This is a genomic window from Plasticicumulans acidivorans (genome assembly GCF_003182095.1).
Lineage (GTDB): Bacteria > Pseudomonadota > Gammaproteobacteria > Competibacterales > Competibacteraceae > Plasticicumulans > Plasticicumulans acidivorans.
This window is the reverse complement of the sequence record NZ_QGTJ01000009.1, coordinates 76684-90268: the sequence shown is the minus strand read 5'-3', so window position 1 is coordinate 90268 and position 13585 is coordinate 76684. Positions and strand designations below refer to the sequence as shown.

Below are 13585 nucleotides of genomic sequence, written 5' to 3'. Positions count from 1 at the left end.
AGCGCATAAGCGCGGCACTTTTCTCACCGCAGTTGTTCTTCGAGATACATCGCCATACTCTCGAACCCACTGACTACCGTGCAGTCCGAAAATCTGTCCAGTCCGATTCGTTTGTCGGATAAAAGATTCGCAAGTTTTCTGTCCGTGAAAAGAGCATCCGCTACGGGAAGTGCAGATGCCGCCACCATGAAGTCGCTTGGATCTCCGTTCTGGTATCGGCGCTGCGGATCGAATCGCATCAACCCATAAAGTGAACTCAATACTCTCAGTGTTGGCAGTGCCCGTGAGGCTGGGGTCTCATGCCAGTGGTATTGCGCCTGAAGCGCATATAGCCCAACTTCTTGTTGAGAAATAGTTATCACTTCCTCTCTGAACCACGCTTCTATACAGCCCTTCAGCTCAACGAATATGCCCGTATTGAGATTCACCATTTCCGACTGGTGCGCCGCCTTTCCACCGTTCAGATCGGCAATGCCACGCGAGTTATCCCACTTTGCCCCAGGGTACGTTCCGGCAACTTCCAACTGAAAGGAAAATGGCAGCTCTGACAAAGCATCAAAAAAAGCCTTGTTGAAAGTCTCTTTATCTACGTGCGATTCGAGAAATCCGAGCGTAGAAATCGTCGGTATTCCCATTAGTTCGATGGGGCTGCATAAAAAATCTTCTAGTTCTTCTGGCTCATCCAGCTTGCCCATCCGCAGCTTGCGCAACTCAGAGCCGACACGATCGGGAAAGGGGGGGATGCAGAACCCTTGAGATAGCTCATCAACCAGTCGAGTAAGCGTTTCTCGTGTCGCCGGGTCAGTCATCGAGTCCAACTCGAAGTATGTCGGAACACCGATGGGAAATGCGAATCGCCCCGTCTGAACAGCCCGTTCGATGCTTACCCCAAACGTCTTCATTGCGGGCGTAAGATTTTCCTTATTTCGCCGGAAGTCCGACACACACTTCCATGCGTTCGTGTCGAGATAAATCAGTTTGAGTGGACGCGCACGGGCGGCCCTTTCGCTACGTCGCTTCCTAATGTGGTCGTAGAGAGGCACCTGGCGATGGCCTCGATGCACCTCAATGTAATGGCTGATCCGATTGGCGGACGCTCTGATGGCTGAATCGAGGGATGGCGACATAAGATGTACGAGTAAGCCCCTGTTCACTATGGCAATGTGATTTACAGCCTGGTGCGATGAGTCAAATAGCCTGCTTCTGGCAGCGTACAAGCAGTTTATTCGGAAATGGATAGCAAGCAGAACAACCCTGAGCGTCTCCGCTTCGCGGATCGCGCTGCTTCAGGTTCGCTGTTCGCTCATCCCTGACGGGACTGGCGTTCGCCAGCCTTCCATATCGCTGACGCCTTCCGCCCGACTTCATACGGGCCTGCGCACTCCGCTTGCTTGTTGGCTGACAGACAAGGTGGGGGCGGTCTTGCTGTGTCCCTCCACCGTATCACGGCGTTCTCGCCGTCAAAGGGCTGCACGCGCCTTGCGCGCTTGCGTCCTGGCGGCCGTCTGCGACCCCTGACTGCTTGCGCTGCGCCGTGCTGGCGACGGTTCCGGGCAATTCCGCCCGTGCAACCGGAGATCGTTATGAACGACAAATCGCACGTTTCGCTTGAACAACACGTTTGCCTTGTCTGCGGTACTCGCTTCGACACCGGCGCCATCCTGCTGGATCGCCGCCTGCGCGCGAGCATGGAGCGTCACACGGCAACCGGCTGGGGCTTGTGCCCCGAGCATCAGAAGCTGTCCGACGACGGCTTTGTCGCGCTGGTCGAGTGCGACCCGCAGCGCAGCGGCTCGCCGGCGGGCGGTGGCCGCGTGAAGCCCGAACAGGCGTACCGGACGGGCCGCCTGGCGCACCTCAAGCGCGAAGCCTTCGCACAGGTGTTCAACGTGCCGATCGCGGCCGACCAGCCGTGCGTCTTCGTCGAACCCGGCGTGATCGAGCAGTTGCAGACGATGACGGCGAACTGATCGCGCCTGGCGCCATCCGGTGCGCTGCCCTGCGGGGCGGCGCACCTTTTTTTCTGCTGCGCCCTGGTGCCGATGACTTCGCGCCTGCGGCGCTGCGCGCTGACGCTTGCACTCCGGGGGAAGTGCCTTCGGCACATCCGCGCCGCGCTTCGCTTGGCGCCCCTGCAACACCGCCGCCCCGGCTGCGCCGGCGCGGCAATACCGATGCCGCAAAGGCTGCTTGTCCACCACAGAAGATCCACGCTGCATCTCCACGACTGCATAGGCGTCCCCGGCCAAGAAACATGGCCGGTCGCGCTGTCGTGCTTCGCATCGAGCCGCCTGCGGCGTCTCGCCCCTGACGGGCTTCCATCGTTCCCTCGCTCCGCTCGGCTGACGCCTACGGCCCGGCTTCCAGCTTCGGGCCTGCGCGCTTCGCTTGCGTGCGGTTCAGCACACAAGGGCGGCCGTTGCCTTATCCAACCGTCTCCCCTGACTTCATCACCTTACCCGCGACCGTAGCCCGCTCCCGTGTGCCGTCAAGGCGCGCAGGGCCGTGTCCTCGGCTGCGCCTGCGGGCCGCACCAACCCTGCGCTTGCCTCCTTGACGGCCCCCGTCCGCGCGCTCCTTTGGCCGCGGGCGATGAACTCAGGAAAGACGGTGGCAACGAGGCCAACCGGGTTCCTCGTGCCGACCGCACCGAACAGCCGAAAGGCTGGGCTTCCGAATCTAGGAATCCGGTGTGCGGTTTGAACAGCAAACCCTTTTAGTCAGGAGAAATGCAATGCGACTCGCATCCCGATTCGCTTCCCGCTCCCCCTCGCTGCGCAGCGATTACCCGCTGTCCGATGACCAAATCCGCCGCGTGGCCCCGTCCATCTTCGCGGACGCCCCGCACGAAAGCCGTTCCGAGCGGTACGCCTATATCCCGACCGCCGCCGTGCTGGCGGAACTGCGCAAGGAAGGGTTTGAACCCTTCATGGCAGCACAGACCCGCGTGCGCCACGACGACCGCCGCGACTACACCAAACACATGCTGCGCCTGCGCCACGCCAGCCAGATCAACGGCGCGGAAGCAAATGAAATCGTGCTTCTCAATTCGCACGACGGCACCAGTTCTTACCAAATGCTCGCGGGCATGTTCCGGTTCGTGTGCAGCAATGGCCTTGTCTGCGGCGACACCGTGGCCGATGTGCGCGTGCCCCACAAAGGCGACGTGGCCGGTTCCGTCATCGAAGGCGCTTACGAAGTGTTGAGAGGCTTCGACCGCGTGCAGGAATCCCGCGATTCCATGCGCGCCATCACCTTGAACGATGGCGAATCCGAAGTGTTCGCCCGCGCCGCGCTGGCCCTCAAGTACGACGACCCCGACAAGCCCGCGCCCATCACGGAATCGCAAATCCTGATGCCGCGCCGCTTCGATGACCGCCGCCCGGACTTGTGGAGCGTGTTCAACCGCACGCAAGAGAACCTGACCCAAGGCGGCCTGCGCGGGCGCAGCGCCAACGGACGCCGCCAACAAACCCGCCCGGTGCAGGGCATCGACCAGAACATCCGCCTCAACCGTGCGCTTTGGCTACTGGCCGATGGCATGCGCCAGTTGAAAGCCTGAATCCCCACGCGGCAGGGGCAGGCAGCAGCCCTTGCCGCTTCTCTCGCTGCTGCATCCCTAACCGCAAGGAGTCATCACCATGAACGCCGTCCTGAAAACCGAAACCATCGCCATCGAAACCGCCGCGCCGCTGGAAGTGGCCGACCCGAGCAAGAACCTGATTTTGGTTCCGCTCTCGCAGTTGCTGCCGCGCCGCTCCAAGCGCAACGCGCGGACGACCTCGCGCATGTCCATCCCCGAACTGGCCGCGAGCATTGCCCGCGTCGGCCCGCTGCAAAACCTCGTCGTCATCCTTGCCGCTGATGGCGAGCATTACGAAGTGGTGGCCGGCGACCGCCGCCTGACCGCCTTGAAGCTGCTGGCGAAGAAGAAGCGCATCCCTGCCGACTACGAAGTGGCGTGCCTGCTGGTGCCCGACGCTTCGGCCCGTACCGTCAGCCTCGCGGAAAACCTGCTGCGCGAGCAGATGCACCCGGCCGACCAATTCGAGGCGTTCGCCGCGCTGGTCAAGGAAGGCCGCCCCATCGAAGACATTGCCGCCGACTTCGGCGTGACCCCGCTGGTGGTGCAGCGCCGTCTCAAACTCGCCAGCGTCTCGCCGCGCCTGCTGGCCGACTACCGGGACGGAGCCGTCACGCTGGAACAGTTGATGGCCCTGACCATCACCGACGACCACGCCGCGCAGGAAAGCGCGTTCTACGGTGCGCCCGAATGGCAGCGTGGAGCGTCCGCGCTGCGCGAACGCCTGACCGAACGCGAAATCGACGTCACGCATCCGCTGGTGCGCTTCGCCGGGCTGGATGCCTACACGGCGGCGGGCGGCGGTATCCGCCGCGACCTGTTCGCGGAAGGCGATGCCGGAACCTACCTGACCGACGCCGCGCTGCTGGAATCGCTGGTGCGTGGCAAGCTGGATGCACTGGCCGGGGACGTGCGCGCCGAGGGTTGGGCGTGGGTGGAAGCCGTACCGCACATGAGCTATGCCGAGCGGCAGGCGTTCCAGAACGCGCCGCGCCAGCGCCGCGAACCGAACGCCCGCGAAGCCCGCCGCATCGCCTCGCTGCGAACCCGCCTCGACAAGATCGACGCCGAACTGGAAGACGCCTACGACGCCGAGGACGAGGACAAGACCGAGGCGCTGGAACCGCGCCGCGAACAGGTCGCCGGGGAACTGCAAGCCGTGGAGGAAGCCTTGCAGGGCTACGCCCCGGATGTGCGCGCCGTGGCCGGTGCCATCGTCACCCTCGACCGCAGCGGCGAAGCCGTGATTCATCGCGGGCTGCTGCGCGAAGCCGAAGCCAAGGCGCTGCGCACGCTGGAACGCTTGCGGCAGGGTTTCGGCGGCGCGGAAGGCGAAGCCGGGAACGACGACGAAGGCGAGGACGCAGAACAGCCCAAGGCCGCGAGCCTGTCCGACCGGCTGGCGCAGCGGTTGAGCGCGCACCGCACCGCCGCGCTGCAAATCGAAGTCGCCCGGCATCCGCACGTCGCGCTGGCCGCGCTGGTGCATGGCATGGTGCAGAGCGTCTTGCAGGACAACCACTACGGCCACGACCTGCCGCTGGGCGTGAGCCTGAAAGTGCAAGACCGGCTGGAAGGCATGGCCCCCGACTGGCCCGAGTCGCCCGCCGCCGTGGCCCTGCGCGAGTTGCAGCAGCTCGCGGGCGAAGCGCTGCCGCAGGACAGCGCCGAACTGTTCGCCGCGCTGCTGGTGATGGAGCAAGGCGAACTGGTGCGGCTGCTGGCGGTATGCGCAGCGGCGACCGTGGACGTGGTGACGCCTCGCGCCACGGCGCACCAGCCGGGCGCGGAACTGGCGCAGGCCGTGGGGCTGGACATGGCCGCATGGTGGCAGCCCACCGCAGACGGCTACTTCCAGCATGTGCCGAAGGCCGCGATTCTGGAAGCCGTGGGCGAGTTCGCACCGTCGCACGCTGCCCGGCTGGCGAAGTTGAAGAAGGCCGACATTGCCAGCGAAGCGGAACGGCTGGCCGGTGGTACGGGCTGGATGCCCGCCGTGCTCACGGCGGAAAGTCCGCAGAGAGCAGAATCGAAGAATGCGGAGAAAGCCGTCGTTGTGGAGGATGAGCAGATCGAGGTATTGGCGGCTTGATCTTCATTGCAGGCCAGCGCCTCGGTTCAGGCCGAGGCGCTATCTAGACTACGCTGCCGACGAAGATTGATGGTATTACTGCCGTGTCAATATGCGAATACAATTTTCGATACTCATTCTGCATGGCTCAGTCCCCCAGAGTGCCTTCTCGTTTGTAGGCAAGGCGGCCAACTTTTCCGCGACCAAATTCAAACTATAGCAAAGAGCTGTGCATTGCACATCAGTAAAATCACCTTTTCGCTTGGAAATCATTGGCTCTAATTTGAGAAATGCCTTTATTACGTGATTCCTGTGATTTCCGTCGTCAATCATGGCGCGGCAGGTTTCCATGATTCCAGTAAGCTTTTCAAATCTGGCAACGGGCTGCCCCACATTGGAAAAAAATAGCTCCAGGTCGCACAGCAGCCCAAGATAATTTGTATCAAGCTGAAAGGTCTTGAAGTTAGGGCGTGCGGCTCCACGCGAATATGCCTCAGCCATATGCGATTCAGCCAAGTCCCATCGAGGCTCATCCTGCCAAAATATGCTGTATTGAAGCCAAAACAAAGGCTCCTTTTCAATTAACGCATCACGGCGGCATGATTCATAAAGTTTTCCTATTGTTTTCCGCTTGTCGGCGGCTTGCCCGATAATTGAATTAACAAATCCAAATCGAATCACTGCCGAAAGAAGTGCTCGCGCCCTGCGAAACCGCTCCGAAGAAAAATCATGTGCCTCATCAATTCGGCGCGCCGCCTCTGCGGTGAGATCAAAGATAATTCCGACAAAATCTTTGGAGTCAACATACTTCTGCAATATGTGTTCGGACAGAACCGATGAGTGGGGCTCAAGCTTATCCATGCTGTACGCCATTAACTCAAGAACGCTCTCTCCCAAGCCACTCAATATTGCATAGGGATCTTCTCCGGTGACATCTTCGATAAATCCGACATCAACAGGAAGGCCGGCTGATTTCAATATTGAGCTAATGCATATCAATCTTCTTGCCGGAGCATTTTGAAGCAGCGGATCAATAACAGATCTTAGCCGCTTCGCAATCTCTGGATAATCGTAAGATTTTAGCAAAAAATCGCGAAACTCTATTCCTTCACGAATATCGACAGCACGGGAAAGAGCAGTAAGCCCGGCTTTCCCAAGTAGCTCAACAAGAGCAGTCGCATCGTCTTGATCTAATCTATCAATTCCAATCCTAGCTATCTTACCTCGGAGCCTGCTGTGAACCTCTTGCATCCTAACCTGTAGTGTGCTGGATGATAGTTCCACGACATATCTTGAGTTCTCAGATAGTCCGTCAAACAAATGAATATTTGCAATCGCACTATCGTAGTTGGGGAAAAATATTACTGGTGCATCAATACCCTTCAGGAATTCGATGTCCTGAGGGAGCGGAGAAATGTTATCTCTCAATATAAAGCAGCGGCGTCCTTCTTGCGACAACACAATTTTCAACTCATCGCTGACAATTGTTTTCCCATTTCCAATTTTGCTATGAATAACAAGTGTTTTGTTTTCTTCTAACGCATTCTTGCATGCATCCAGCGAACTTGCCCTGATTACAACGTATTCCGACTTGGGAAAAGATGACCTTATGGCATCAAATCTGATTCTGCCGAATGCAAGCAGTTCTTGAATTTCAGCGGAAGTTGGCTTTGATGGCAGCTTATTATCTTTTGAGAGATCAACATAACGAAAAGAACTCAGTTCTCTTTCGTGAGCCGGGGTTGCCTCAACTTTAGCTCGATCCAGTCTATCTACGAACCCCGTCAGCTCAAACGAATGTCGCACACCATAGTCCACTAGCTTTGATGCAATTATCGGACTCTTGGGATTTCTCAGAATAAAGTGCCGCCTCCCCTCCATGCCTGGATATTTAATTAAATAGCTTGCGGGTTCAAAATCGTTTATGTCATACCCGAGGAAAAATACGTACTGTGAAGTTTTGATATCCCGATCAAACCAATCCCACCAAAGGGATTTCTTAACTCTCTGCTCTACGTATGAGCGACGAGTTAAGACAAGCGACTGATCTAGGTTGTCCGGTTGACACTTGGCAATTGATCCATGCAGATGGACGACGACACCTTTGCGGAGCTGCCGAGGCGGATCGTCTGTCAGGTCAAAAATATCCCCGCTGGCGTTTCCATTCTTCTCCGCCCTGAAGACAGAAACCGAATTGTCGTAATTTGTTGTGTATATTCTCCGCCAAGGCAAAGACAGGATTTTTCGCTGAGAATCCGTGAGTTTTCTAATAGTGTAAAGCCCTTCAAGCAAGCTAAATAGGTCAAGCTTCTGCGATATGGCATACCCTGCCGAATCGGTAAAATCAGAAGGCTCGTCTGCTGGGATATTTGCCAGCTCTTTTATCGCTTTGTTTAACCCGTCTCCAACAGGGGGGCAGCCATTTGCCTTGTTTGTCGAGTCGGCGGAGAAACCTGCTCCGAGAAAAATAACGCAACTAGAAGGATCAAATACCGTAGGGAAATCATCGGAACTCAAGGTAGCCTCCATATCCGTAAATCTCTGAAACCATGACGATATACCATTGGCCAGCCAAGGTTCATCATGCCGGTGAGTGGCCATTGCTTTCACGCACGCTTGATGGCACCGGAGCATCGTGCACCTGTGTGCTACGGCGTGCTTGCGCCACACAAAGGTTGCCGTAGCAAGGCTTGTCGGGCTACGCCCCGGCTTGCTGCGGCAGGTTGTGCCAAAGCGTGCCGTCCTCGACGCTGGCGGTTCGCGCCTGTACGTCACGAAGGGCGGTTCACCGACATGCCACCCGGCCTCGCTACGGAGCATCCATGCCACGCCTCAAGCCCGTCGCCGCAATCTGCGGCAAGGAGCGTTCTCGCTTGTCGTTGGGGTGTTGGCCTTGCCAGTGTCAGGGTGCAAGCCGGTGAAGCCGTCACGCGGGGATGCCGAGTCGGCCACGTCTCCATTCGGGAGCGGGCGGCCTGTGCGTCCTTGGCTTGTCGTGAATCCTGGCGAGGGAGCGGCTGCGCCTTGGGCTTCATGGCCGCAACCTTCCAGCGAAAACAATTTCCCCTGCGCTGCGCGCATTCCTCGCGGGACAAATTCTTTTCGCTTCCAGGTTCTCCACGGTGTTGCGACCGCTGCGCGGTGCGGCCAGCCCATCCCCCGCCGGCCGGATCACAACAAGGACGCACTGGCGCGACCTTGTTCAACCCGAAAGGAGAAACATCATGGCTAGCACCTTCACCGCAGAGAAAGACGGCTTCACCGGCACGCTTCGCACCCTGACGCTCAACGTCAAGGTCAAGCTGGTTCCCAACGACAAGGGCGACAGCGAGAATCTTGACACCGGAACTTTTTTGATCTGCCTGCGGCCGGGCGGGGCGGTCGCGCATGGTGCGGTGTTCAGCGCAATGCCACGACCTCGAAGCGAGTCAGCAACGTGCCCGCCACATCGGGTAATTACAGATGAGCGCCGTTGCTGTGTGGAAAAACATGCCGCTCAATGCAGACGATGCGGGGTATCCGTTATGGCAGCTGAACAAACGAAACAAGCGCTGCTGACGACGAGAACAAAAACGCACTGTGGCAAGCGCATGCGAATCGCGGGTGAAACAGTGCGACCTCGGGACGGAATGTGCGGCGCTCAGAAAAACCGGTTGTTTACAAATATGGCATCGAATTCGATAACGCGATGCCCATCGTCGCTACTGACAGGAAACATGCCCGCCAGGGAAAAGTCCGCATTGCGCATGAACTCGATCGTGTCGACCAGCGTTGGCATTCCGTCGTAGATCGGTATCAGCGACACTTCCGTTTGCAGCGCTTTGAATAATGGCAGTGCATGGGGGGCCCCTGCCAGCACTTCCAGATCGTAGCCCTGGGTGTCGATTTTGATGAAGGTATTGGTCGTGTTCAGATCGATTTTTAAATCCGTCAGGACTGAATCCAAACGTTTGACGGAGACACTTTCCACCCGATCGACCCGATTGTATTCGGCATGCTGCCTGGTCTGCTGGACGCTAGGTTGCAGGAATGACGAAAACACGCTGGATTTCATCACGTTGAGTTCCATCGCCCCCTCGTCGCGGCCGAGGGCGGTGTTCAGCAGTGACCAGTCTTTATCCGTAGATAATTTTCTGTTCAGCTCGGCGCACAAATCAGAAATCGGCTCAAATGAAACGATGCGCCCGGCGTATTCGACCTTGTTGCGGATGAAAGAATAGAATTGCCCGATATTGGCGCCGACATCGAGTACGCACATGATGTTGGCATCCAGAAAAATCTTGCTTAACAGTAAAGCCTGCTGAAAATCATCGAGCCGCCAGCGCGGTATGATTTCATATCCGGCTTGACGCGCCGACTTCTGGACAAACTGCGCTATGAGCTTATTCATATGGACATGCCACCCAACTGCGTAAATTAATGAATACGAAACCTGACAGCAGCTACCTGGACGGTAGCTTCAGTTTTTGCCCTGTGCAGGCTGTACGATTTCGTGAGTTGTGCTAATGGCTGTGCCGATTCAATGGTTTTGTATTCATGACAGATGCCGGGGGAATGGCACTGTCATGCAGCCTGTCTGCCACACAGCCTGTACGCAGTTTTAGCCTATCGGGTTGATTTGTGAGCGGCGTCCAGCACGAAAGTGCAGCAACGCACCTATTCGCGGCGAATACGCTGCTGTTTGCCGATAAAGCGCTGTATTGCGTGCCGCCACGAGCGCGCGGCACGGCAGTTCACCCGGCCTGGCTGTTGGTTGTGCGGCGCAGCCTCAGCCCAGCAGCCGCGCGTACTGCATGCAGAGGAACTGCGCCCGCAGCATCTGTTCGGCTCTGCCTGTTTCAGCCAGGCGCAGGAAGGCGTCGAGGCCTTCATCGCGGGCGCGGCTGCACAGGCTCGGCCAGGCGCCGGGCGGGGCGGATTCGGCGGCGAGGCCGCGTTCGGCGCGGCCAAGGAGCAGCTCGCGGATCTCGCGCAGCAGCGCCGGCAGGCCGGCTTCCGGGTCTTCGGCGACGCGGTCGACGGTTTCAGCGGGGGCCGCGCTGCGGCGGCTGCTCTGGCCGCTGAAGTGCAGCTCGTCGAGCAGCGGCGCGGCGTCGGCGCGCAGCAGGCTCAGCGGCGCGGCGAGCAGGCCGGCAGCGGTGCGGCGCAGCTGGGCGATCAGCAGCGTGCCGGCTGGCGGCGGCTGGGTGGCCAGCGCTTCGATGCGACCGATGGCGTGGGCGGTGCAGGCGTCGTAGGCGATCTCGGCGAGCAGCGTGCGGCCGCTGGCGTCGAGCAGCGGCCAGCTCAGCGTCTGCCGGGCGCTGTCGAATTCGGCGGCGCCGAACTGCGCCGGGCGCAGCACCAGCCAGTCCTGCAGCGGGCTGTCGCCGGCGAGCAGGCTGCGCGGCGCCTGACGCTCGGCGAGCTGCGCCCAGTCGTCGACGGCCACCGCCGCCAGCGTCTCGAAGAACTGGCCGTCGTTGGCGAGCAGCGTGGCGTGCACCGAGTCCGCTGCCGACAGACGGCCGCTGGCGCTGAGCGCGGCGTTGGCCAGCGCGAGGCGGCGGCCGGCGGCCTGCGCCGGCGAGCCGAGACCGTGCCAGGGGCCGGGCTGGCCGTGGCGCGCACGCGGATCAAAGCCGTGCAGGCTCTGCGGGCGGGCATCGGTGCAGGAGAGGAATTCACCGGCCTGCAGGTCCCAGAACAGCAGCGTCAGGCCGACGTAGCCGCTCGCTGCGCGCCACGGCCAGGCACCGAGGCCGAGCAGCTCCAGGCGACCGCCCTCGGCATAGCCTTCGCGGCTGCGCCCGGCCAGATGCACCGGCGTGCGCCCTTCGGCGGCCGCGGCGTCGAGCGCGGCGGCCAGCGCGTAGGCCAGCGCCAGCTCGTCGCACAGGCGCTGGGTATCGGCGCCGGCGCTGCGTTCGAGCAGCGCTTCGACCTGATCGGCGAGGCGGCGCAGCAGGCGGGCCAGCCGCGGATAACCGCAGCCCTGCGCACCGACGGCGAGCGTGGCGCAGCGTTCGTGGATACCGGGCGACAGGTGCGTCAGGCCGAGTTCGACGCACTCGGCGCACAGCCGGCGCACCTGCTCGCGCAGCGTGGCGCGGGCCGGTGGCTCGTCACTGCTGCTGCGGCTGCCGGTGCGTGCGGCCGGCGGCGCGGGCAGAGCCTGGCCGTGTGCCTGCCAGCAGGCGAGTACGGCGGCGACGACGTGCTTGGGCTGCGGCTGACCGCTGTCGGCGATCAGGCCGTCGAGGCCGCCGCCGAGGTAGCGCAGCGCAAAGCGCGGGTGCGCGCAGCTGATCAGCGGATGGCGCTCGCCGCCGCAGACGATGCCGTCGCCGTCGAGATCGAGCACGAACTGGTGCGCCCAGCGATAGCCCGCCGTGCCGGCGTGGCGGCGCAGCGCTTCCGGCTCGATCGCCAGCAGCTCGGCGTAGAGCGCGGCGCGGGCGGCCTCGGCGTCGACGCTTTCGGCGGTGCCGGCGGTGTGCGTGTCGGCGTCGCCGGCCTCGCTGCTGGCGGTTTCGCCGAGCAGTGCCGGCAGCGACAGGATCGCGGCGATGATGTGCTGGCAGACGCCGCTCGCCGGGCAGGAGCACTGCGCCTGGGCGAGCACGCCGCTGGCGAAGCGGATGCGCTGGCCGGCGAAGCCGACCACCAGCGCGTTGTCGTCGTCTTCCAGCAGTTCGGCGCTCTGGCTTTCGAGGTCTTTGCGCGCGCGGCGCAGCAGGCCGCGGTTGGCCAGCGCCACCAGCGCTTCGTCGTCGCAGTGCGCGAGCTGCGCACTCAGGGTCTGGCGCAGGCTCACGAGATCACCTCCAGCAGCCAGTGCGCCAGCCGTTGCGGCGTCAGCGCGGCGATTTCCATGCCGCAGGCGGCGAGGCGCTCGGCCATGTGGCGGTCGTAGACTGGGCTGGACTGCTCATCCAGCGAGGCCAGTCCGAGCAGGCGCACGCGGGCCTCGGCGAGGCGGGCGACGGCGCGCACCAGCTCACCGGGCGGCGCGCCTTCGCAGAAGTCGGTGATCAGCACCAGCACGGTGCGCGTCGGGTTCTCGACCAGCTGCGTGCAGTAGCGCACCGCCTGGGCGATGTCGGTGCCGCCGCCGAGCTGCACGCTCATCAGTGTCTCGACCGGATCGTCGGCGTAGTCGCTGAGGTCGACGACGCTGGTGTCGAACACCACCAGGCGCACGCGAAACGCCGGCAGCGCCGCGAGGATGCCGGCCATCACCGCGCTGTGGATCACCGAGTCGACCATGCTGCCGCTCTGGTCGACGCAGAGGATGATGTCCCAGGGCAGGCGGCGGGCGTTGCGCTCGAAAAAGCGCAGCTGCTCGACCACCAGCCGGCGATTTTCGGCGTCGTAGTGCTGGAGATTGCGACGCACCGTGCCGAGGGCATCGAAGTTGCGCGCCACAGCCAGCGGTGAATGGCGAAAGCGGTTGAGGCGGCCAGCCAGCGCCGGGCGGATGTCGGCTTCGAGCCGCCGGCGCAGTTCCTCGACGACCTTGCGCACGATGCCGCGCGCCAGTTCGAGCACCTCGCCCTTGAGATGGCCGCGCAGCGTCAGCAGCGTGCGCAGCAGCGCCTGGTTGGGTTCGAGCTTGGCCAGCGTCTGCGGATCGGTCAGCAGCTCGTCGAGGCCGTAGCGCTGCAGCGCGTGCTTTTCGATGAGCTCGACGGTGTCGTGCGGGAACAGTGTGCGCACTTCACTGAGCCAGTCGACCAGCGTCGGCTGCGAGGCGTCGAGCGAGCCGGGGCCGAGCTCCTCGCGCAGGCCGCGGCCCTGATATTCACGGCCGTAGAGAAAATCCAGCGCGCGGTCGATGCGCTGGCGCTCGGCGTCGAGCGTGTTCGGCAGCGGCGTCTCGGCGTAGCGGCCGAGCACCAGGCGCCAGCGTTCGAGCGACGGGGAGGAGGGCTTGGATGCGGACACGGCGT

Annotated in this window: 8 protein-coding genes and 1 pseudogene; 4 read left to right on the top strand and 5 right to left on the bottom strand. The window is 61.5% G+C overall.

Annotated features, from left to right (window positions below; translation table 11 throughout):
• Positions 1 to 23: 23 nt before the first annotated feature.
• A complete protein-coding gene (locus C7443_RS14970; RefSeq protein ID WP_146213318.1) occupies positions 24 to 809 on the bottom strand; it encodes a hypothetical protein in 786 nt (261 codons plus the stop codon).
• Positions 810 to 1583: 774 nt separating this feature from the next.
• On the opposite strand from C7443_RS14970, the gene C7443_RS14965 reads away from it, so the two are divergent.
• The 3 genes from C7443_RS14965 to C7443_RS14950 all read left to right on the top strand — a co-directional run bounded on the left by C7443_RS14965 (position 1584) and on the right by C7443_RS14950 (position 5675).
• A complete protein-coding gene (locus C7443_RS14965; protein WP_053245393.1) occupies positions 1584 to 1970 on the top strand; it encodes a hypothetical protein in 387 nt (128 codons plus the stop codon).
• Between the two features lie 764 nt (positions 1971 to 2734).
• Positions 2735 to 3562, top strand: coding sequence for a DUF932 domain-containing protein (locus tag C7443_RS14955; RefSeq protein WP_110019427.1), 828 nt, complete (start codon positions 2735 to 2737; stop codon positions 3560 to 3562).
• Positions 3563 to 3641: 79 nt separating this feature from the next.
• Entirely contained in the window at positions 3642 to 5675 is a 2034-nt protein-coding gene (locus C7443_RS14950) for a ParB/RepB/Spo0J family partition protein (RefSeq protein WP_110019426.1), read from the top strand.
• Positions 5676 to 5750: 75 nt separating this feature from the next.
• On the opposite strand, the gene C7443_RS14945 is transcribed toward C7443_RS14950, so the two are convergent.
• Positions 5751 to 8171: an SIR2 family protein gene (locus C7443_RS14945; RefSeq protein ID WP_170123633.1), complete on the bottom strand. Its 2421-nt coding sequence runs from the start codon at positions 8169 to 8171 to the stop codon at positions 5751 to 5753.
• 707 nt (positions 8172 to 8878) lie between these two features.
• On the opposite strand from C7443_RS14945, the pseudogene C7443_RS20630 reads away from it, so the two are divergent.
• A pseudogene (locus C7443_RS20630) lies at positions 8879 to 8989 on the top strand (DUF736 family protein); the annotation flags it as partial.
• Between the two features lie 305 nt (positions 8990 to 9294).
• Here C7443_RS20630 and C7443_RS20455 read toward each other — a convergent pair.
• From C7443_RS20455 to C7443_RS14920, 3 genes are all read right to left on the bottom strand, one after another.
• A complete protein-coding gene (locus tag C7443_RS20455) occupies positions 9295 to 10044 on the bottom strand; it encodes an FkbM family methyltransferase (protein WP_110019424.1) in 750 nt (249 codons plus the stop codon).
• 378 nt (positions 10045 to 10422) lie between these two features.
• The gene (locus tag C7443_RS14925) at positions 10423 to 12450 is read right to left on the bottom strand and encodes an SWIM zinc finger family protein (RefSeq protein WP_110019423.1); all 2028 of its coding nucleotides are present in this window, start codon (positions 12448 to 12450) and stop codon (positions 10423 to 10425) included.
• Entirely contained in the window at positions 12447 to 13580 is a 1134-nt protein-coding gene (locus tag C7443_RS14920; protein WP_110019422.1) for a VWA domain-containing protein, read from the bottom strand. The genes C7443_RS14925 and C7443_RS14920 overlap by 4 nt, the downstream gene beginning before the upstream one ends.
• Positions 13581 to 13585 lie beyond the last annotated feature (5 nt).